The 18,891-nt window shown below is 72.7% G+C and carries 19 protein-coding genes; 5 read left to right on the forward strand and 14 right to left on the reverse strand.

Annotation, left to right across the window (positions count from 1 at the left end; genetic code table 11):
- The first annotated feature begins 94 nt into the window (after window positions 1–94).
- On the forward strand, window positions 95–1,108 hold the full coding sequence (locus ACFQ11_RS00165; protein ID WP_378295599.1) for an SAM-dependent methyltransferase: 1,014 nt from the start codon (window positions 95–97) through the stop codon (window positions 1,106–1,108).
- Window positions 1,109–1,281: 173 nt separating this feature from the next.
- Here ACFQ11_RS00165 and ACFQ11_RS00170 read toward each other — a convergent pair whose 3' ends face one another.
- Window positions 1,282–2,424, reverse strand: coding sequence for an epoxide hydrolase family protein (locus ACFQ11_RS00170; protein ID WP_378295601.1), 1,143 nt, complete (start codon window positions 2,422–2,424; stop codon window positions 1,282–1,284).
- 63 nt (window positions 2,425–2,487) lie between these two features.
- Between ACFQ11_RS00170 and ACFQ11_RS00175 the strand changes: the two genes are divergently transcribed.
- On the forward strand, window positions 2,488–3,441 hold the full coding sequence (locus tag ACFQ11_RS00175; protein WP_378295602.1) for a helix-turn-helix transcriptional regulator: 954 nt from the start codon (window positions 2,488–2,490) through the stop codon (window positions 3,439–3,441).
- A 58-nt stretch (window positions 3,442–3,499) separates the two neighbouring features.
- On the opposite strand, the gene ACFQ11_RS00180 is transcribed toward ACFQ11_RS00175, so the two are convergent.
- The 4 genes from ACFQ11_RS00180 to ACFQ11_RS00195 all read right to left on the reverse strand — a co-directional run bounded on the left by ACFQ11_RS00180 (window position 3,500) and on the right by ACFQ11_RS00195 (window position 8,141).
- Window positions 3,500–4,645, reverse strand: coding sequence for an RNA polymerase sigma factor (locus ACFQ11_RS00180; RefSeq protein ID WP_378295896.1), 1,146 nt, complete (start codon window positions 4,643–4,645; stop codon window positions 3,500–3,502).
- Window positions 4,646–4,653: 8 nt separating this feature from the next.
- On the reverse strand, window positions 4,654–5,061 hold the full coding sequence (locus ACFQ11_RS00185; RefSeq protein WP_378295897.1) for a YciI family protein: 408 nt from the start codon (window positions 5,059–5,061) through the stop codon (window positions 4,654–4,656).
- A gap of 292 nt (window positions 5,062–5,353) precedes the next feature.
- Window positions 5,354–6,556 (reverse strand): cytochrome P450, encoded by a 1,203-nt coding sequence (locus ACFQ11_RS00190; RefSeq protein WP_378295603.1) that lies wholly within the window; start codon window positions 6,554–6,556, stop codon window positions 5,354–5,356.
- 175 nt (window positions 6,557–6,731) lie between these two features.
- On the reverse strand, window positions 6,732–8,141 hold the full coding sequence (locus ACFQ11_RS00195) for an aminotransferase-like domain-containing protein (protein WP_378295604.1): 1,410 nt from the start codon (window positions 8,139–8,141) through the stop codon (window positions 6,732–6,734).
- Between ACFQ11_RS00195 and ACFQ11_RS00200 the strand changes: the two genes are divergently transcribed.
- Both ACFQ11_RS00200 and ACFQ11_RS00205 read left to right on the forward strand, forming a co-directional pair.
- Window positions 8,140–9,081, forward strand: coding sequence for a DMT family transporter (locus ACFQ11_RS00200; RefSeq protein ID WP_378295605.1), 942 nt, complete (start codon window positions 8,140–8,142; stop codon window positions 9,079–9,081). The genes ACFQ11_RS00195 and ACFQ11_RS00200 overlap by 2 nt on opposite strands.
- Before the next feature lie 60 nt (window positions 9,082–9,141).
- Window positions 9,142–9,549, forward strand: coding sequence for a RidA family protein (locus ACFQ11_RS00205; RefSeq protein WP_378295607.1), 408 nt, complete (start codon window positions 9,142–9,144; stop codon window positions 9,547–9,549).
- 62 nt (window positions 9,550–9,611) lie between these two features.
- Here the strand turns inward: ACFQ11_RS00205 and ACFQ11_RS00210 are convergent, their stop codons facing one another.
- Together ACFQ11_RS00210 and ACFQ11_RS00215 are read right to left on the reverse strand one after the other, a co-directional pair.
- Window positions 9,612–10,940: a PH domain-containing protein gene (locus tag ACFQ11_RS00210; protein ID WP_378295608.1), complete on the reverse strand. Its 1,329-nt coding sequence runs from the start codon at window positions 10,938–10,940 to the stop codon at window positions 9,612–9,614.
- Window positions 10,941–11,143: 203 nt separating this feature from the next.
- Window positions 11,144–11,785 (reverse strand): PH domain-containing protein, encoded by a 642-nt coding sequence (locus ACFQ11_RS00215; RefSeq protein ID WP_378295609.1) that lies wholly within the window; start codon window positions 11,783–11,785, stop codon window positions 11,144–11,146.
- Between the two features lie 78 nt (window positions 11,786–11,863).
- Between ACFQ11_RS00215 and ACFQ11_RS00220 the strand changes: the two genes are divergently transcribed.
- On the forward strand, window positions 11,864–13,024 hold the full coding sequence (locus ACFQ11_RS00220; RefSeq protein ID WP_378295610.1) for an NADH-quinone oxidoreductase subunit D: 1,161 nt from the start codon (window positions 11,864–11,866) through the stop codon (window positions 13,022–13,024).
- 243 nt (window positions 13,025–13,267) lie between these two features.
- Here ACFQ11_RS00220 and ACFQ11_RS00225 read toward each other — a convergent pair whose 3' ends face one another.
- The 7 genes from ACFQ11_RS00225 to ftsH all read right to left on the reverse strand — a co-directional run bounded on the left by ACFQ11_RS00225 (window position 13,268) and on the right by ftsH (window position 18,828).
- A complete protein-coding gene (locus ACFQ11_RS00225) occupies window positions 13,268–13,744 on the reverse strand; it encodes a DUF3180 domain-containing protein (protein WP_378295611.1) in 477 nt (158 codons plus the stop codon).
- Window positions 13,741–14,328 carry a 2-amino-4-hydroxy-6-hydroxymethyldihydropteridine diphosphokinase gene (gene folK / locus ACFQ11_RS00230; protein ID WP_378295613.1) on the reverse strand — a complete coding sequence of 196 codons (588 nt, stop codon included), beginning with the start codon at window positions 14,326–14,328 and terminating at the stop codon, window positions 13,741–13,743. Before folK ends, ACFQ11_RS00225 begins: the two co-directional genes overlap by 4 nt.
- Window positions 14,325–14,690, reverse strand: coding sequence for a dihydroneopterin aldolase (folB, locus tag ACFQ11_RS00235; protein ID WP_026403549.1), 366 nt, complete (start codon window positions 14,688–14,690; stop codon window positions 14,325–14,327). The genes folK and folB overlap by 4 nt, the downstream gene beginning before the upstream one ends.
- A complete protein-coding gene (locus ACFQ11_RS00240; RefSeq protein WP_378295614.1) occupies window positions 14,687–15,124 on the reverse strand; it encodes a nuclear transport factor 2 family protein in 438 nt (145 codons plus the stop codon). Before ACFQ11_RS00240 ends, folB begins: the two co-directional genes overlap by 4 nt.
- Complete coding sequence (folP, locus tag ACFQ11_RS00245; RefSeq protein ID WP_378295615.1) at window positions 15,121–16,023, reverse strand: dihydropteroate synthase; 903 nt, start codon at window positions 16,021–16,023, stop codon at window positions 15,121–15,123. Before folP ends, ACFQ11_RS00240 begins: the two co-directional genes overlap by 4 nt.
- Before the next feature lie 167 nt (window positions 16,024–16,190).
- Window positions 16,191–16,805 (reverse strand): GTP cyclohydrolase I FolE, encoded by a 615-nt coding sequence (gene folE / locus ACFQ11_RS00250; RefSeq protein WP_378295616.1) that lies wholly within the window; start codon window positions 16,803–16,805, stop codon window positions 16,191–16,193.
- Window positions 16,806–16,809: 4 nt separating this feature from the next.
- On the reverse strand, window positions 16,810–18,828 hold the full coding sequence (gene ftsH / locus ACFQ11_RS00255) for an ATP-dependent zinc metalloprotease FtsH (protein WP_378295618.1): 2,019 nt from the start codon (window positions 18,826–18,828) through the stop codon (window positions 16,810–16,812).
- Window positions 18,829–18,891 lie beyond the last annotated feature (63 nt).

An 18,891-nucleotide genomic window follows, 5' to 3' on the forward strand; every position in this document is an offset into this window, starting at 1 on the left:
TCGCCTGGTCCGCCCCGGATCAGCCGCAAGTCGGACGGCGATCCGCCGCGAGGATGGTCCGCCCCGGACCGTCGCCCACGGTAACGTCGCATCCGTGTTGGTCACCGAGTGGGTGCCCTGGCGCACCGCGATGGAGCGGGCACTGTACGGGGAGCGGGGGTTCTACCGGCGCGGCGAGCGCCCCTCCGACCATTTCCGCACCTCCGTGCACGCGTCGCCCCGGTTCGCCGCCGCCGTCGCCCGGCTGCTCACCGACGTCGACACGTCCCTCGGGCACCCGTCCCGCCTCGACCTCGTCGACATCGGGGCCGGCTCCGGCGCGCTCCTCACGAACGTCCTCGCCTGCGCCGCCCCCGAACTCCGCGCGCGCCTTCGTCCCACCGCCGTGGAGATCGCCCCGCACCCCGCGGGCCCCGCCCACGTGACGTGGCGCCGCGACCTCCCCGACTCCTTCACCGGCCTCGCGATCGCCAACGAATGGCTCGACAACGTCCCCCTCGACGTGGTCGAACGCACCCCCGACGGCGTCCGCACGATGCTCGTCGACCCCTCCAGCGGCGCCGAACGCCCCGGGCCCGAGCCGTCCGCCGAGGACCGCGCGTGGCTCGACCGCTGGTGGCCGCTCACCGAACCGGGCGACCGCGCCGAGGTCGGCCGTCCCCGCTGCGCCGCCTGGGGCGCCGTCCTGCGCCGCCTGTCCCGCGGCCTCGCGATCGCCGTCGACTACGCGCACACCCGCGCGTCCCGCCCCCCGTACGGCACCCTGGCCGGGTACCGCGACGGCGCCACCGTCCCCGCCGTCCCCGACGGGTCCTGCGACGTCACCGCCCACGTCGCCCTCGACGCCTGCGCCGTCGAAGGCGAGCGCGCGGGCGCCACCGCGACCGTCCTCACCACCCAGCGCACCGCCCTGCGCGCCCTCGGCCTCACCGGCGCCCGACCCCCGGTCGACCTCGCCCACCGCGACCCCCGCGCCTACGTCGCCGCCCTCTGCCACGCGGGCGAAGACGCCGAACTGACCGACCCGTCCGGCCTGGGCGGCTTCACCTGGCTGGCCCAGTCGAAGCACATCCCCCTCCCCGCCCCCCTCACCGCCCCGCCCACCTAGGGCGGGTTCTCGAAGCGGTCGGCGCCACCTCGGTCTCGCCTGCGGTTCTACGGGCGGGACGAGATCGAGGCGTCGCCGAACGCCACCGGGTTCGAGGCCGGCGAGCTCCTGGACGTGCCGGACCGGCCGGGCCCTGAACGGGTCCCCGTGCCCCGCCGGCCCCGGCACGGCAGTCAGGAAAGGCCGCGGAAGAAGGCGCGGATGTCGTCCGCGAGCAGCTCCGTCTCCTCCATGGCGGGGAAGTGACCGCCCTCGGTGAACTCGCTCCAGTGACCGATCGCCTTCCACGGGTCCATCACGCGGCGCACGAGCGGGTTGGTGTCGAACACGGCCCATCCGGACGGCACGCCGGAGGGCATGAACAAGTCGACTCCGGAGTGCTCGGACTCGTAGTAGAACTGCGCACTCGACGCGCCGCTGCGGGTGAACCAGTACAGGCCGATGTTCGTGAGGAGCTGGTCGCGGTCGACCGACTCGTCCGGCGTCCGGTGGTCGCCGCCTGTCCTGGTCTTGAACTTCTCGGCGATCCACGCCAGCTGACCGACCGGCGAATCGGTGAGCGCCGCGCCGATCGTGTCGGGGCGGTGGTTCTGCATCCCGAGATAGCCGCGGTCGGCCGCGTCCTCGGCGCGCACCGCCTCGAGCTGGGCGATCTCGTCATCGGACAGTCCGTCGGGACAAGGGAACCTGTCGCCGACCAACCCGAGCCACCGGGGGTCGCATCCGATGTGCGTGCCGATGACGCGCTCCGGGTAGAGCCCCGCGAGGCGGCCGGTGATGCCCGCGCCGATGTCGGTGCCGTGGGCCCCGAACCTCTCGTACCCGAGGCGCGTCATGATCTCGGCGTAGGCCTCCGTCGTCCGCGCCAGCTCCCAGCCGGTCCCGGACAGCGGGGTGGAGAACCCGAAGCCGGGCGGCGACGGGACGACCACGTGGAACTCGTCGGCCAGCAGCGGGATGAGTCGCCGGTACTCGACGAACGAACCCGGCCAGCCGTGGTTCAGGAGCAGCGGGGCGGCCTCCGGGTTCGTCGACCGCACGTGGACGACGTGGAACGTCTGGCCGTCGACGACCGTCGTGAACTGCTCGTACTCGTTGAGCCGCTCCTCCTGCGCGCGCCAGTCGAACCCGTCGCGCCAATACTCGGCGAGCTCCTTCAGGTACACCGGCGGGATGCCGCGGCTGAAGTCGGCGCGGTCGTCTCGGCCCGGCACGGGGATCGGCCACCGCGTGTGCGCCAGCCGGTTGCGCAGGTCGTCGATGTCGGCCTGCGGGATGTCGATGCGGAACGGGGTGAGCGCTTTGTTCTCGTCCATGACACCGACACTCCCAGGCAATGCGGCAGAAAAGCTTCCGCGATTGCTGAAATGATGGGGAGCGTGTTGGAGACCTCGGCCCGCCTCCTCGAACTGCTGTCCTTGCTCCAGCTCAAGCGCGACTGGACGAGCTCCGAGCTCGCCGGCCGGCTCGGCGTGAGCACGCGGACCGTGCGCGCCGACATCGGCAAGCTGCGGTCGCTCGGCTATCCCGTGGACGCGCGCCCCGGCGTCGCGGGCGGGTACCGGCTGGCCGCCGGGACGGCGATGCCCCCGCTGCTGCTCGACGACGACGAGGCCGTCGCCGTCGCGGTCGGACTGGGCGCGGTCGCGACGCAGAGGCTCGGCGTCGAGGAGACATCGCTCACCGCGCTCGCGAAGCTGGAGCAGGTGCTGCCCGCGCGCCTGCGCCGGCGCGTCGAGGCGGTGCGCGAGGCGACGAGCGTCGTCCCCGGGGCCGCACCGCTCGATCTCTCCGTTCTCGGCGCGGTCGCGGCCGCGATCCGCGGCCGCGAACGGCTCCGGTTCGGATACACCAAGCGCGGGGGCGGCGAAGGGCCCCGCCGCACCGAACCGCAGCGGCTGGTGAGCTGGGGGTCCCTCTGGTACCTGCTCGCGTGGGATCTCGACCGTGACGACTGGCGGGTCTTCCGTGTCGACCGCATGGTTCCGCACCCGCCGACGGGCGAACGGTTCCGGCCGCGCGTGATCCCCGAGGACGATGTCGTCGAGTACGTCGTCGGGCGCGTCAGCAAGGCGGCCTGGACGTACCGCGCCCGGGTGCTCGTGCACGCTCCCGCCGCCGAGGTCGCCGCGAAGATCCCCATCCCGCTCGATATCGAGGTGGTCGACGAGTCCACGTGCCGTGTCGAAGTGGGCTCCGCCGACCCGGACCGGCTCGCGCTGTGGATGGCACAGCTCGACGTCGACATCGAGGTGATCGACGGAGACGGGCTCGCGGCGGCGTTCGACCGCCTCGCGACGAGGTTCCGCCGCGCGGCGGGCGGCGCGTCCTGACCCCCGTCCCGCCCCACCTCCCGAGCCGCCCGGTGTGGGGTGCGGGCGCGGACGGGTGTCAGTCGGGGGTGCGGGTGTTGAGGCGGGCGGCCTGGCGGGTCAGGTGGTCGCGTTCGGCCAGGTTGGGCGCCTTCCGGGCCGCTTCGGCGTACAAGCGGGCGGCCGTCGCCGGGTCGCCGGCGCGCTCGTGGAGGTACGCCGCCGCCGCGGTGTGGCGGGGCAGGGAGGCGTCCAGCGCGGCGAGCGCCGCCAGCCCGGCCCGGGGCCCGTCGGCCTCGCCGACCGCCACCGCGCGGTTGAGCCGGACGACCGGGTTGTCGGTCAGGCGCACGAGCTCGTCGTACCACTCGACGATCTGCACCCAGTCGGTCTCCTCGGCGGTGGGCGCGTCGGCGTGCAGCGCCGCGATCGCGGCCTGGGCCTGGAACTCGCCCAGCCGGTCGCGGGCGAGGGCGGCCTGCAGGATGGCGACCCCCTCGGCGATCGCCGCGGTGTCCCACCGGCCGCGGTCCTGCTCGGCGAGCGGCACCAGCCCGCCGTCGGGCGCGGTCCGGGCGGCGCGCCGGGCGTGGTGGAGCAGCATGAGCGCGAGCAGGCCCGCCACCTCCGGGTGGTCGATCGCGGCCGCGAGCCGCCGGGTCAGCCGGATGGCCTCGGCTGCCAGGTCCACGTCCCCGGAGTAGCCCTCGTTGAAGACCAGGTAGAGGACGCGCAGCACGGTGGCGACGTCGCCGGGCCGGTCGAACCGCACCCCGGAGACGGTGCGTTTGGCCCGGCTGATCCGCTGCGCCATGGTCGCCTCGGGCACCAGGTACGCCTGGGCGATCTGGCGGGTGGTCAGCCCGCCCACCGCGCGCAGCGTGAGGGCGACCGCCGATGCGGGCGTCAGCGACGGGTGGGCGCACAGGAAGTAGAGCCGGAGCGTGTCGTCCGCCTCGGGCGCGGGCCCCGGTGCCGGTTCCTCCTCGAGGAGCTCCTCGCGGCGGCGGCGGGCGGCGTCCGCCCGCGCGGTGTCGAGGAACCGGCGCCATGCCACGGTGACCAGCCAGCCCTTCGGGTCGCGCGGCGGGTCGTCCGGCCAGACGCGCAGCGCCTCGACCAGCGCGTCCTGCACGGCGTCCTCGGCCGCCGCGAAGTCGGCCCCGCGGCGGACGAGGATTCCGAGGACGTTCGGCGTGAGACTCCGCAGCAGCACCTCGTCCATCCGAGCGGTCATTCCGTGATCGTGGGCGCCTCGCCCAGGAACGGGCGCACCTCGAGCCACTCGTGGACGGGCTTCCCGCCCGCCCCGGGGGCGGCCGACAGCTCCCCGGCCAGCTCGACGGCGCGCTCGTACCCGTCGACGTCGATGATCATCCAGCCGGCGATGAGGTCCTTGGTCTCGGCGAACGGGCCGTCGGTGACCGGCGGGCGCCGCTCGCCGTCGTACCGCACCCACGTCCCCTCGGGGGCGAGCGCCTGGCTGTCGACGTACTCGCCGGTCTCCTCGAGCCGGGCCGCGAAGTCGTTCATGTACTGCACGTGCGCCGAGATCTCGTCCGGCGTCCACTGGTCCATCGGCACGTCGTTGACCGAGGCCGGGGCACCGCGGTAGTGCTTCAGCAGCAGGTACTTCGCCATCGTGTTCTCCTCGATGCTCGTACGACCCATCTTGGTCGCGTTCGCCCCTGGGACGTAGCCGTTCACGCGTTCTCGACATCGCCGCGCGAGTTTTTTTGGGCTTTCGTGGACGAGCCCGCGCGAGCCGTCCGACGGCCGGCACCGGCCCGGGCCGCCGCCGGGCGCGCATGCGGGCTCGCGCCGGCGCCCGCCGAAGCCAGCGACTCCGTCTGGACGGGCCGTCAGCCGTGTCCGGGGCCTCGGGCGCCCGAGGCGCCCCGCCGCCAGCCGGGTGTCCGCGCGGGGCGGCCGGTCAGCATTCGACGTGCAGGGCCTCCAAGCCGCGCAGCACGAAGCCGGGCTTCCACTCGGGTTCGGCGGTCAGGCGCATTCCGGGTGCGGCCTTCAGGAGCGCGCCGAAGGACTCGGCCAGCTCGATGCGGCCGAGGGGCGCGCCCAGGCAGTAGTGGATGCCGAGGCCGAACGTGATGTGCGGGTTCGGGTCGCGGCTCAGGTCGAGCCGGTCCGGGTCGGGGAAGACGGCGGGGTCGCGGTTGGCGGACGCGAACAGCAGCGCGACCTCGGCGCCGCGGGGAATGTCGACCCCGGCGACGGTGACGTCCTCCAGGACCCAGCGTTCGAACATCGGGGCCGGGGTGTCGTAGCGCAGCAGTTCCTCGACGGCGGTGGGGACGAGGGCCGGGTCGGCGCGGAGCCGTGCCAGCTCGCCGGGGTTGCGGAACAGCGACCACCAGCCGTTGCCGGTGGCGTTCACCGTGGCCTCGTGCCCGGCGTTGAGGAGGAGGACGCAGGTGCCGATCAGTTCGTCCTCGGTGAGCCGGTCGCCCTCGTCGGCCACCTGCGCGAGCGCGCTGATCAGGTCGTCGCGCGGTTCGTCCCGGCGGGAGCGGGCCAGGCCGCGCAGGTAGTCGGAGAACTCGACGGCGGCGCGGACGGCCGTCCGCTGGGTCTCCTCGGACGGGTTGAGCTCGTACATCCCGCAGATGTCGGCCGACCAGGGGCGCAGGAGGGGACGGTCTTCCGGCGGGACGCCCAGCATCTCGGCGATCACGTTCACCGGGAGCGGTTCGGCGACCTCCGCGAGCAGGTCGCCGCCGCCCTCGGCCGCGAGCGCGTCCGCCAGTTCCCCGGCGAGTCTTCGGATGGTGGGCCGCAGCCCCTCCACCATGCGCGCGGTGAACGCCTTGGACACCAGCCGCCGCAACCGGGTGTGGGTGGGCGGTTCGACGTCCAGCATCCCGGCGCGGATCAGATCCCAGAACGGTCTGAGGAACTCGGCCTCCGCCGGTCTGCCGAACTCCTCGTGGGTCGCCACGTGCAGGTACGAGCGGCCGAGCCGACGGTCCCGCAGGAGCGCGTCGACGTCCTCGTACCGGCTGATCACCCATTGGTCCGTCGGCTCGTGGAAGAACACCGGACGTTCGTCCCGGAGCCGCTCGAACACGGGATAGGGGTCGGCCACGAAATCGGGCGACCACGGGTCATAGGACATCATCCCCGAACGATATTTCGCGATGGTGCGCGCGTGTCCAGGCTGTTTCACGGGACGCCTCCGTGCTCGGTGATCGGAACCGGTCCGCCCATCCCCCGCGCTGGGCGGACCGGCCACTTCATGCTCGATCACGGCGCCGCCGACGGTGACGGAGATCTCGGCCTGTGGACAACTCTCGTCAGCCGTGCTGCCGGGCGAGCATCTCGCCGATGACGCGGGCGCCGTCGGGGAACGCGCCGGGGTTCGGGCCCGCGTAGCCGAGCCGCAGGTAGGCGCCGGTCGGTTCGGCGGGGAACCACTCGTCGCCGGGCGCGACGACGACACCGGCGGCCTCGCAGTCCCGGACGAGCCGCGGCAGGTCGGTGGCGTCCGGCAGCCGCACCCACAGGTTCAGCCCGCCCTGCGGGACGTCGAGCCGGGCGGCGGGGACGTGCTCCCGCAGCGCGCCGGCCAGGAGGTCGCGGCGGGCGGCGAGCTGCCGGCGGACGCCCCGCAGGTGCGTGCGCCAGGCGGGCTGGGTGACGACGTCGAGCGCGACGGCCTGCAGGACGCCGCTGACGTACATCGACTCGGCCTGCGCGTCGGCGAGGATGCGTTCGCGGGCGGGCCCCCGCGCGACGACCCCCGCGACGCGCACCGCGGGCGAGACGCTCTTGGTCAGCGACCGCAGGTACACGACGTGCCCGGCGTCGTCGCGGGCCGCGACCGGGGACGCGTCCGCGGCGATGCCGAAGTCGTGCGCCCAGTCGTCCTCGATGAGGAACGCGCCGTGCCGCCGGACGAGCTCGAGGACGCGGTCGGCGGCGTCCGGGGACCAGCGGGCGCCCGTCGGGTTGGCGAAGTTCGGCTGGGCGTAGAAGGCGCGCGCCCCGGTCCGCTCGAAGGCGCGCGCCAGTTCGTCCGGGTCCGGCCCGTCGATGCCGCTGGGGACGGGCACGATCCGCACGCCCGTCTGGGCGGCGGCGAGGATCGCGCCCCAGTACGTCGGGGACTCCGCGAGGAGGGGACGGCCCGCGCCGACGAGGGCGCGGAAGGCGCCGCCGAGCCCGCTCTGGCTGCCGGGGACGACGATGACGTCGCTCGGCGCCGGGGGCGCGGCCCACGCCGGGGCCGCGGCGCCGAGCTCGGCCGCGAACCACGCCTGCAGGTCCGGCAGCCCGGCGGACGGGGGACGGCCCACGGCCGCGTCGCCGCGCGCCGCACGGGCGAACGCCGTCCTCACCAGGCGCTCGGGCAGCAGTTCGCGGTCGGGGTAGCCGGAGTGCAGGGCGATCACGTCGTTGGGCGCGCTCCGCAACGCCGCGGACGTGCGCGGGAGCGGGTTCCGGGGCGACCCGAGCGCGGCGGTCTGCCATCCGTAGTCGTTGGGGCGCGGCATCCGGACGGCGCGGACGAACGTGCCCACACCGGGCCGGCTCTCGACCATCCCCTGTGACGCCAGGGTACGCAGCGCCTTCTGCACCGTGACGGGGCTCGCCCCGTACTGCGCGACCAGGGCTCGCGTGGACGGCAGTCTCGCCCCGGGCGCGGCGGCGGCGATCCACTCCCGGAGCCCCGCGACGATCCGCGCACTGCTATCGTCATTCATGAAGCTAGATAGTAGCGCTACTCGCTCGGAGCCCACTCCGCTATCGCGGGCCGGGCTGTGGTGGGGGCTCCTCGGTGTCGCGGCGTTCTCGTTCACCGTCCCGTTCACCCGTATCGCCGTACAAGGCGGCGGGATGTCGCCGCTGTTCGCGGGCTCCGGCCGCGCGGTCGTCGCCGCGGCCCTCGCGGCCACCGCGCTGGCCGTCACGGGGCAGCGCCCGCCGCGCGGCGTCCAATGGGCCCGCGTCGCGGTCGTCGCGGGCGGGGTCGTCGCCGGGTTCCCGCTGCTGACCTCGTTCGCGCTCACCACCGCCCCGGCGAGCCACGGGGCCGTCGTGATCGCGTTGCTGCCCGCGGCGACGGCGGTGACGGCCGTGCTGCGGGCGCACGAACGCCGGCCGGCGTCGTTCTGGCTCACCGCGGCCGTCGGCGCGGTCGCCGCCGTCGCGTTCGCGTCCCTGCAGGGCGGCGGGCTCGGCGGGCCGCACGGGTCGGACCTGCTGCTGTTCGGCGCCGTCCTCGCGGCCGCGATCGGCTACGCCGAGGGCGGCCTCCTCGCGCGTGAACTCGGCGCGTGGCAGACCGTGTCCTGGGCGCTCGTGGTGGCGGCGCCGCCGATGCTCCTCGCCACCGCGGCGTCGCTCGACCGGCGCCCCCTGACCGCGGGCCCGGTCGAATGGGCGGCGTTCGCGTACCTCGGCGTCGTCAGCATGTTCCTCGGCTTCTTCGCCTGGTACCGGGGCCTCGCGATCGGGCCGATGGCGCGGGTGGGGCAGGTCCAGCTCGTCCAGCCGGTCATGACGATCTCCTGGGCCGCGCTGTTCCTGCACGAGCCGCTCTCCTGGCCGACCGTCCTCGGCGGGGTCGCCGTCATCGCCTGCGCGGCGGCCGCCGTACGCACCCGCCGGGGACGACGCGGGAATCCCGCGAAATCCACGTGAGGTCCGCTTTCCTCTCTGGGACGATCACGAGACCGGTGATCACCTCACAGAGGAGCTTCCGTGCCCCGTGCCGTCACCCTGATCCGTTCCGCGTCCCTGTCGGACGTCGCCGAGTACGCCTACGCCGCCACCGCCCCCGCCGAAGCCAGGCTGATCTTCCTCGCGGGGGCGTGCCCGCTCGGCGGGGACGGCTCCACCGTCGCGATCGGCGACTACGCGGGGCAGGCGGCCCGGTGCGTCGAGAACCTGCGGACCGCGCTCGCGGACGCCGGCGCCTCGCTCGAGGACGTCATCAGCACCCGGGTCCTCGTCGCGTCCGCCCGCCAGGAGGATCTGGTGACGTCCTGGCAGGTCGTCCGGGACGCGTTCGGGGACCACGACGTGCCCAGCACCCTGATGGGCGTGACCGTGCTCGGCTACGACGACCAGCTCGTGGAGCTGGAGGCCGTCGCCGCGGTCCTCGACTGACGGACGGGACGGGCGCCGGCGCGCGGCGGGCGTTGCCGGCACGGGCGGTGCCGGGACGGGCGTCAGCGCGCGGCCCAGTGGGACGGGTCGCCCGCCGCCTCGCGCGCCGCGCGCGCCCGCCGGGCCGTCGAGTCGACGATCGCGCGCGCCTCGCCCAGTTCCCGGTCGGCAGCGGCGACATGAACGGAACCCGGCGGCGCGTCCACATGGACGGTCGCCAACCCCAGGAGCCTCTGGAGCGGGTTCACGGTCAGACGGACGCTCTGCGCGCGCGCGTGGGCGATCACGTCCGTCCGCCGACAGGGCCAGCCGTGCCGTGTCACGAACACGACGTCGTCGGTGCCCGCACCGTCCGGGCGGTCGATCGTGACCGACTTGGCGGACGCCGGGACGAGCGGGACGGCGTCCACGTGCGTCCCCGGGAACACCTGCGAGACCAGGTGCATCGCGACGTGGCGCGGCGCGACCGGAAGGAGCGTCGAGGACAGCGCCTGCCGGTCGCCCGCGTACCCCGCCACCGTGATCTCGACGCGGGCCCAGCCGAGGCTCCGCCAGATCCCCGGCTCGACGATCCCGACGGCCTGCACGCGGCCGGGCGGGAGCGTCTGCATGCGCGTCTCGAGGAGCCCGTACCGGAGCCTGATCCCGTCAGGTGACAGGGCGACCCGGAAGTTCGCGTACATCACCATGGGGGCGACCACGGCGCGGAGGAGGCCGAGGAGGATCGGCACGGTGACGGCCAGAATGCCGCCCTCCGTGTACACCACCATGAACACCAGGGTGCCGAGGAACAGCAGGATCGTCCCTATTACCGGCCAACGCAGGAGAAGGGACGAGAAGAGCGCGCCGAAGGGGACCCGCCACACGTGCCGTTCGGGTGCCTCCGGGGTGTGCCCGGGGAGTCCGGCGGCGAGGGCGAGGAGTTCGGCGCGCAACTGCTGAGCGGAGTTCCGCCCCAGGTAGCGCAGGACGATCTCGCTCTGCTCGCCGCCGGCCAGCTCCACCCGGACCTCGGCGAGGGCGAACACGCGGGTCACGAGCGGCCGGACGATGTCGACGGCCTGGATCCGCGACAGCGGGATGCGGCGCTTGCGCTTGCGCAGCAGGCCCGTCTCCACGACCAGGTCGTCGCCGTCGACCCGGAACCGCAGCGCCAGCCACGTCCACAGGCCCGTCCCGATCGCGATCGCCGCCATCGGCACCGACACGATCAGGAACCTCGCGACCACCTCCGGGGTGAGCGCGAGGACGATGCCCTCGTCCGTCTGGGTCAGCAGGAGCGGGAACCCCAGCAGGACGAAGTAGACGATCAGGAAGACGAACGCGCGAAGCGGCGCGGTCGCCCAGTGCAGCCTGTGGGTGCCCTCGGAGAACCGCCGCGGAGGCGGCATCGGATGGCCGTAGGGCGGCCCCGGGTACGGATGCCCCTGGTACGGCCCCGGCGGCCCATAGGGAGGACGCGGGGGCCCGTAAGGCCCATGCGGACCTGGTTGACCATGCGGACCTGGTTGACCGTACGGGCCGGGGCGTCCCTGCGGACCGTAAGGACCGGGCGGGGGACCGTACGGACCGGGCGGCGGGCCGTAGGGGCCGTTCACAGGCCCATGCTCCTCTCCTCGCCCTTCTGCGCGAGACGGTCGCGCAGCAGCGCGGCCTCAGCGGCGGGCAGGCCCGGGACGGTCGCGTCCGTGGCGGCCGCCGCGGTGTGCATGCGGACGGTCGCGATGCCCATCCAGCGCTCCAGCAGCCCCGCCGTGACGTCGACGAACTGCATCCGTCCGTACGGGACGACGATGAGGCGCTTGACGAACACACCGTGCGTCAGGATGAGGTCGTCGGCCCGCTCGGCGTATCCGAAGGAGCGGCGGTCGAGTTCGGCCACGATCCCGATGACGGCGACCGCCAGGACGACCGCGGCGCCCCACATCCCCGCGGCGGCGAGGCCACCGTCACGCCCGAGCAGGAAAATGCCCAGAGCGCCCACGGGGACGGCCCAGAGCGCGGCCGTCAACGCCCGCTGCCAGGTGTGCCGCTTGGAGATCGGCCACCACTTCTGCCCGCCGCCGGGGGCGAACGCCTCGTCCGGACGGTACTGGGGCGGTGCGGCGACCGGGGCGTTCGGGGCGTCTCCCGGCACGGGCCGCCCCGGCGCTCCCTGCACGGGTCCCTGCGGCATCGGGCCGGGCGGCGGCCGCGCGGCGGGGTCGTACGGCTGTCCGCCGTGGTTCGGGTTCATCGGACCCTAGTCAACCGGAAACGGGCATCGGCCGCCATGGGAGCATGGCACGGTGACCCGAGCGGCGGAGACGCGACCATGACCACCGAACGGATCGTCGGGATCGGCGCGGGCTCGAACTCCTTGGGCAAGGAGCTCGCGACCGAGGACATGACCCTGAACATCGGGCCGCAGCACCCGTCCACGCACGGAGTGCTCCGGCTCCGGCTGACCCTGGACGGGGAACGCATCTCGGCGGCCGAACCCATCGTCGGGTACATGCACCGGGGCGCGGAGAAACTGTTCGAGGTCCGCGACTTCCGCCAGATCATCGTGCTGGCGAACCGGCACGATTGGCTGTCGGCGTTCTCCAGCGAACTGGGCGTCGTCCTGGCGGTGGAGCGGATGCTGGGCATGGAGGTGCCGGTCCGGGCCGTGTGGGCCAGGACGCTGCTCGCCGAGTTGAACCGGATACTCAACCACCTCATGTTCCTGGGGTCGTACCCCCTGGAAGTGGGTGCGATGACCCCGATCTTCTACGCGTTCCGTGAGCGCGAGGAGCTGCAGCGGGTCATGGAGGAGATCTCCGGCGGCCGCATGCACTACATGTTCAACCGCGTGGGCGGCCTGAAGGACGACCTGCCCGCCGGCTGGACGGGACGCGCGCGCCACGCGATCTCGGTCGTGCGGGGCCGGATGAGCGACATCGCCGACCTCATACTCGGCAACGAGATCTTCCGCGCGCGCACACGCGGGGTGGGTGTGCTCACCGAAGAGCAGATCCTGCAGTACGGGGTCTCCGGCCCGATCGCACGCGCGTCCGGGGTGGACTTCGACCTCCGCAGGGACGAACCGTACCTCGCCTACGACGAACTGGACGTCCGCGTGGTCACCCGGACCGAGGGCGACGCACTCGCACGCTTCGAGTGCCTCCTCGACCAGGTGCACGCGTCCCTGGACCTCGCCGACGCCTGCCTGGACCGGCTCGCCGAACTGCCGAAGGGCCCGATCAACCAGCGCCTTCCGAAGGTCCTGAAGGTGCCGGAGGGCCACACCTACGCGTGGACGGAGAACCCGCTCGGCATCAACGGCTACTACCTGGTGTCGCGCGGGGAGAAGACGCCGTGGCGGCTGAAGCTGCGCTCCGCGTCGTTCAACAACGTCCAGGTGCTCGCCGAACTCCTCCCCGGCACCCTCGTCGCCGACATGATCGCGATCCTGGGTTCCATGTTCTTCGTCGTCGGCGACATCGACAAATGACCGCCGCACGGCCTCCGGGCGCCGGGCGCCCTACGGCCGCGCGTGAGAGCACCCGTCTCCCCGAAGGCACCCGCGCAACGCACGCGTAGGCGCGGGGAGACGCGCTGTCTCCCTCCCACCGGCGACCACGCGACACGCGCGTCGGCGCGTGAGAGACGCACCCGCCTCCCTCGAGGGCGCCCACACGACGCACACGTAGGCACCCGGGAGACGCACGCGTAGGCGCGGGGGATCGGTGGCGGGTCAGGCTCTGGACGCGCCGTTGCGGGGGTCCTCGTCGTCGTCGGGGCCGCCGGGGACGCGGCACGCGTATTCGAGGAAGTAGGCGGCGGCCACCAGGACGGCCGCGGCCAGGAAGGTCGCGCCGCTGGCGAAGAAGTCGTGCCGGGGCGTCGGCTTGTCGAGGGCGTCGACGACGCTGAACGCGAACCCGCCGAACACGCCCGCGATCACCGCGGCGGCGTGCGCGCTGGCCTTGCCGAGGGCCGCCAGGCGCGCGACGGCGAGGGGCTCGACGGGGCGCGTGCCGGGCTTGCGGCGGATGCGGCGCAGCACGTTGTAGCCGCTGATCCCCTCGGCGAGCGCCAGGAGCAGCAGCGTCGGCACCGTCGTCCACGGCAGCGGCGGCAACGCCAGGTAGGCCGTGCGGAGCACCGCCCAGGTGATCACCGCGACGACGACCAGCAGGCCGGCGAGGAAGAGCGGGCGCGACGGCTTCATGCAGGCTGCTGCAGGGTCAGGTCCGTCCGGCGGCGCACGGCCGACGGGCCGCCCTCCGCGAGTTTCGCCTCCGCGAGGTCGCCGACGCGGCCGTGCCCGGGCAGCAGGACGTCCGGCTCGATGTCGGCCCAGGGGACGAGGACGAACGCGCGCTCGTGCGCGCGCGGGTGCGGGAGCGTCAGGTCGGGGTCGTCGGAGGCGATGTCACCGAAGACCACGATGTCGATGTCGAGGGTGCGCGGCCCCCATCGGACCTCCCTGACCCGCTGCATGGAGTTCTCGATGTTGAGGACGCGTTCCAGGAGGTTTTCCGGGGGGAGCCGGGTGTCGGCCACGAGAACGACGTTGAGGTAGTCGTCCTGGGGCGGGATCGACTCTCCGGGGGGTGCGTACGGGGCCGTCTCGTAGACCGGGGAGAACGCCACGAAGTCGAGTCCGGGGGCGTCGAACAGCGCGTCGACGGCCTCCTGGATGTTGTCCAGGCGGTCGCCGAGGTTGCTGCCGATGGAGAAGACGACCCGGTGGTGGACGAGCATGTGCCCGCCGGTCGCGGTGCGGTCGGGCATGCGGTCGTACGCGGTCATGGGCGACTCCTCTGGATCTTCACGGCCACGTCCGTGAAGGGGTGCGGCACCGGGGCGTTCGGCTTGTGGACGGTGATCTCGACCTCTGAGACCGCCGCGTCCTCCAGACATATCTTCGCCAGCCGCTCGGCCAGCGTTTCGATCAGGTCGACGGGCTCGCCCCCGACCGCGGCGACCAGCCGGTCGGCCAGGGACCCGTAGTCGACGGTGAGCGACAGGTCGTCGTCCGCCGCCGCCGGGCGGGTGTCCAGGCCGAGGACGGCGTCCACGACGAACTCCTGGCCGAGTTCCCGTTCCGCCGGGAGGCAACCGTGCCTGCCTCTGGCCCGCAGGCCGCGCAGTTCGATGCGGTCGAGACTCATTCTTCCTCTGTATCAGCGACGTTCAGCACGGGCGAACCATGGTGAAGCAGGAGCCGCCATTCTTCTCCGGCGCGAACGAACACGTTGGTGGCCACGATGCTTCCCCCTGCCAGGAATCCGGCCTCCGTGTCCTCGTCGGCGGTCAGGACGTTCTCCTTGCAGGTGACCACTGCGTGGTCCCCGTACACGTCCGTCTCGACGTCGGTCAGCACGAACTGGATGTAGGTGGTGTTGGCCATGATGAGGGCCCATGACCGCAGCACCTCCTCGCGTCCGCGCAGCATGGTCCAGCCCGGGTGTACGCAGGAGACGGCCGGGGCGTACGGGCCGTCCGCCCAGACGGCCGCCATGCGGTCGTAGTCGCCGGCCTCGAACGCGGCGTAGAACTCGGCGTGCACCTCACCGACGTCCGCGCGGTTCACCGGAGCGCTCATGGCCGGCCGCTCCCCGGGCCGGCGCCGGGGCGGTCGCCCTGGCCGCCCCCTGCGGCGCGTACCGCGGCGGCGACGCGCACGGCGTCGGCGTTCGGACGGACGCGGTGCACGCGCACGCACCATCCGCCGGCGGCCGCGACGAGCGACGTGATCGCGACCGTGGCGTCGTCGCATTCGCCGAACGGCCGCGGCGTCCCTTCCGCGTCGGTGAGGAGCCTGCCGAGGAAACTCTTGCGGGACGCTCCGACCAGGACGGGGTAGCCCGTGCTCGTGAACGCGTCCAGATGCGCCAGCAGGGACCAGTTGTGCCCGGCGGTCGGATTCTTCGCGAAACCGAGGCCCGGATCCAGGATCACCTTGGCCGGGTCCAGCCCTTCTTGCAGGACGACCTCCACGCGTTGCAGCAACTCGTCGCGTACTTCGCGGACGACATCCTGGTACACGGCGCGGGTCTGCATGTCGTGGCTGTGCCCGCGCCAGTGCATCACGACGTACGGGACGCCCGCGCGCGCGACCGCACGGGGCATGTCGGGGTCGGCGAGGCCGCCGCTCACGTCGTTGACGAGCCGGGCGCCCGCCTCGATCGCGGCCTCCGCGACCTCGGCGCGCATGGTGTCCACGCTGACCGGGACGCCCTCGGCGGTGAGCGCCTCGATGACCGGCACGATGCGGCGCAGCTCCTCCTCGCGGGAGACGCGCTGCGCGCCCGGACGGGTCGACTCGCCGCCCACGTCGACGATGTCGGCGCCCTCGGCGGCCAGGTTGAGCCCGTGGTGGATCGCCTTCTCGTGGTCGAACCAGGCGCCGCCGTCCGAGAAGGAGTCGGGGGTCACGTTGACCACGCCCATGACGAGGCACCGCCCCGGCGCGGGCAGGCCTGGAACGTCGGCAGTGGTCATGGCATCAACCCTATGTCGTGGTCTCGGTATGTCGATCTCGCGCCCCGATCACCGGCCCGCCGGGCCCGGCGCTCGCCCCCCAGCCCTCCCCGTAAGCGCCGGAACGGGCCTCAGCGCGTCGCTGAGGCCCGTTCCGGCGTCGATGTGCACTCGCGGTGGGGTCGGGGTCAGGAGCGGCCCAGGATCAGGCTCATCGCCTCGGCGCGCGTCTCGGGGTGATCGCGGAAGTCGCCGCGGACCGCGGACGTCACCGTCCGCGCGCCCGGCTTGCGGACGCCGCGCATCGTCATGCACAGATGCTCGGCCTCGATCACCACGATGGCGCCGCGCGGCTCCAGGACGTTCATGAGCGCGTCCGCGACCTGGCTCGTCAGACGCTCCTGCACCTGCGGGCGCCGCGCGTACACGTCCACGACCCGGGCCAGCTTCGACAGACCGGTGATCTGCCCCTTCTGGTTCGGCGTGTACCCGACGTGGGCCACACCGTGGAACGGGACGAGATGGTGCTCGCACACGCTGTACACCCCGATGTCCTTCACCAGGACCATTTCCTCATGGCCGGCGTCGAACACCGTGGTGAGCGCCTCTTCGGGTCGCTGCCGCAGGCCGGCGAACTGCTCGGCGTACGCGCGCGCGACCCGCGCGGGGGTGTCGCGGAGCCCGTCGCGATCGGGGTCCTCCCCGATCGCGAACAGGATCTCGCGCACGGCCTTCTCGATCCTGCCGTGATCGAACCCGGGGGGCGCGTCGGGCAGGGGGGCGTCGTCGAACGGATCGGTCAAGGGGTCAGCCTTCGCCCTTGAGCGGGTCGGTGGTCTCCGTGCTCGGAACGCCGCTCTGCCCGTTGCCCTGCCCGTTGCCCTTGGTGAGGTCGGTGACCTCCTGGGGGCCCATCAGGGCGAGCTCCTTGGCCGTCAGTACCGGCGGGCGGTCCGACGGCAGGCGCTTGCCGTACCCGGTGTAGGAGTTCTGGTGCGGCCGCTTCTGGATCGGCGCGAAGATCTGGAGGACCTGGTCCTTGGACAGGGTCTCCTTCTCCATCAGGTTCACGACGAGCTCGTCCAGGACGTCCCGGTACTCGGTGAGGATCTCCCACGCGGTGTCGTGCGCCGCCTCGATGTAGCGCCGGACCTCGTCGTCGATCGCGGACGCGATGTCCTCGGAGTAGTCGCGCTCGTGGCCCATGTCGCGGCCGAGGAACACCTCGCCCTGGCCCGAGCCGAACTTGCGGGCGCCGAGGCGCTCGCTCATCCCGTACTCGGTCACCATGTTGCGCGCGATCGCGCTGGCCTTCTCGATGTCGTTCGCCGCGCCGGTCGTCGGCTCGTGGAACACGAGCTCCTCGGCCGTCCGGCCGCCCAGCAGCATGGCGAGCTGGTCGGTCATCTCCGAGCGCGTCGTGAGGAACTTGTCCTCCATCGGCAGGGTCATGGTGTAGCCCAGGGCCCGGCCGCGCGGCAGGATCGTCACCTTGTGCACGGGGTCGGAGTTCGGCAGCGCGTGCGCCACCAGCGCGTGCCCGCCCTCGTGGTAGGCGATGATCTTCTTTTCCTTCTCCGACATCACGCGGGTCTTGCGTTCCGGCCCGGCCATGACGCGGTCGATGGACTCCTCGAGGGTGTCCATGTCGATCAGCTTGCGGTCGAACCGCGCGGTCAGCAGCGCCGCCTCGTTGATCACGTTGGACAGGTCGGCGCCGGTGAACCCGGGCGTGCGCCGCGCGATGACGTCCAGGTCGACGTCCGGGGCGAACGGCTTGCCGCGCCCGTGCACGCGCAGGATGCCCTTGCGGCCCTCCAGGTCCGGGCGGTCGACGGTGACCTGGCGGTCGAACCGGCCGGGACGCAGCAGCGCCGGGTCGAGGATGTCGGGACGGTTCGTCGCGGCGATCAGGATGACGCCGCCCTTGACGTCGAAGCCGTCCATCTCGACGAGCAGCTGGTTGAGCGTCTGCTCCCGCTCGTCGTGACCGCCGCCGAGGCCCGCGCCGCGGTGCCGTCCGACGGCGTCGATCTCGTCGATGAAGATGATCGACGGGGCGTTCGTCTTCGCCTGCTCGAACAGGTCGCGGACGCGCGAGGCGCCGACGCCGACGAACATCTCGACGAAGTCCGAACCGGAGATCGAGTAGAAGGGCACGCCCGCCTCGCCGGCGACGGCGCGCGCGAGCAGCGTCTTGCCGGTGCCGGGCGGGCCGTACAGCAGGACGCCCTTGGGGATCTTCGCCCCGATCGACTGGAACTTCGCCGGGTTCTGCAGGAAGTCCTTGATCTCCTCGAGTTCCTCGAGGGCCTCCTCGGCTCCCGCCACGTCGGCGAACGTGGTCTTCGGGGTGTCCTTGGTGATGAGCTTGGCCTTCGACTTGCCGAAGTTCATCACCCGCGAGCCGCCGCCCTGCATCTGGTTCATGATGAACAGGAAGATCAGCACGATGATGACGATCGGCAGCAGGCTGAACAGCAGGCTGACGAACATGCTCTGCTGCGGGACCTCGATGTCGTAGCCGCCGGGCAGGTTGCCCGCTCCGGCCTGCTTCTGCAGCTCGTTCTGGAGCTCGAGCCCCTGGCCGCTGACCCAGGAAGCCTGCTGCTGCTCGCCGCTCTTGAGCGTGATCTCGATCCGCTGATCCTTGTCAATGATCTTGGCGGACTTCACCTTGCCCTGGGCGATCTCCTGGACCACCTTGGAGGTGTCGACCTTCTCGTACGAGCGGCCGGGGTTGACGCCCCACATGACGAGGGCGACCAAGAGGCCGAACAGCAGGATCCACAGCAGCGGCCCGCGAAAATAGCGCTTCACGTCCATTTATCCGGTTACCCCTTCGGGGCCCGTCCCTCCTGACCAACGTCTGTGTGCGATCCTCGCCCG

The sequence above is a fragment of the Actinomadura sediminis genome (genome assembly GCF_042675525.1).
GTDB classification, from domain to species: Bacteria; Actinomycetota; Actinomycetes; order Streptosporangiales; family Streptosporangiaceae; genus Spirillospora; species Spirillospora sediminis.

Excerpts from the sequence above, each read along its gene's own strand:
- folK (WP_378295613.1), bottom strand. The coding sequence starts at position 14,328 with ATGACCGCGTACGACCGCATGCCCGACCGCACCGCGACCGGCGGGCAC.
- ACFQ11_RS00180 (WP_378295896.1), bottom strand. The coding sequence starts at position 4,645 with ATGGACGAGGTGCTGCTGCGGAGTCTCACGCCGAACGTCCTCGGAATC.
- ACFQ11_RS00200 (WP_378295605.1), top strand. The coding sequence starts at position 8,140 with ATGAAGCTAGATAGTAGCGCTACTCGCTCGGAGCCCACTCCGCTATCG.
- ACFQ11_RS00185 (WP_378295897.1), bottom strand. The coding sequence starts at position 5,061 with ATGGCGAAGTACCTGCTGCTGAAGCACTACCGCGGTGCCCCGGCCTCG.
- ACFQ11_RS00225 (WP_378295611.1), bottom strand. The coding sequence starts at position 13,744 with ATGAAGCCGTCGCGCCCGCTCTTCCTCGCCGGCCTGCTGGTCGTCGTC.
- folB (WP_026403549.1), bottom strand. The coding sequence starts at position 14,690 with ATGAGTCTCGACCGCATCGAACTGCGCGGCCTGCGGGCCAGAGGCAGG.
- ACFQ11_RS00190 (WP_378295603.1), bottom strand. The coding sequence starts at position 6,556 with ATGATGTCCTATGACCCGTGGTCGCCCGATTTCGTGGCCGACCCCTAT.
- ACFQ11_RS00210 (WP_378295608.1), bottom strand. The coding sequence starts at position 10,940 with ATGCCGCCTCCGCGGCGGTTCTCCGAGGGCACCCACAGGCTGCACTGG.
- ACFQ11_RS00240 (WP_378295614.1), bottom strand. The coding sequence starts at position 15,124 with ATGAGCGCTCCGGTGAACCGCGCGGACGTCGGTGAGGTGCACGCCGAG.
- ACFQ11_RS00195 (WP_378295604.1), bottom strand. The coding sequence starts at position 8,141 with ATGAATGACGATAGCAGTGCGCGGATCGTCGCGGGGCTCCGGGAGTGG.
- folP (WP_378295615.1), bottom strand. The coding sequence starts at position 16,023 with ATGACCACTGCCGACGTTCCAGGCCTGCCCGCGCCGGGGCGGTGCCTC.
- ACFQ11_RS00215 (WP_378295609.1), bottom strand. The coding sequence starts at position 11,785 with ATGAACCCGAACCACGGCGGACAGCCGTACGACCCCGCCGCGCGGCCG.
- ACFQ11_RS00220 (WP_378295610.1), top strand. The coding sequence starts at position 11,864 with ATGACCACCGAACGGATCGTCGGGATCGGCGCGGGCTCGAACTCCTTG.
- ACFQ11_RS00170 (WP_378295601.1), bottom strand. The coding sequence starts at position 2,424 with ATGGACGAGAACAAAGCGCTCACCCCGTTCCGCATCGACATCCCGCAG.
- ftsH (WP_378295618.1), bottom strand. The coding sequence starts at position 18,828 with ATGGACGTGAAGCGCTATTTTCGCGGGCCGCTGCTGTGGATCCTGCTG.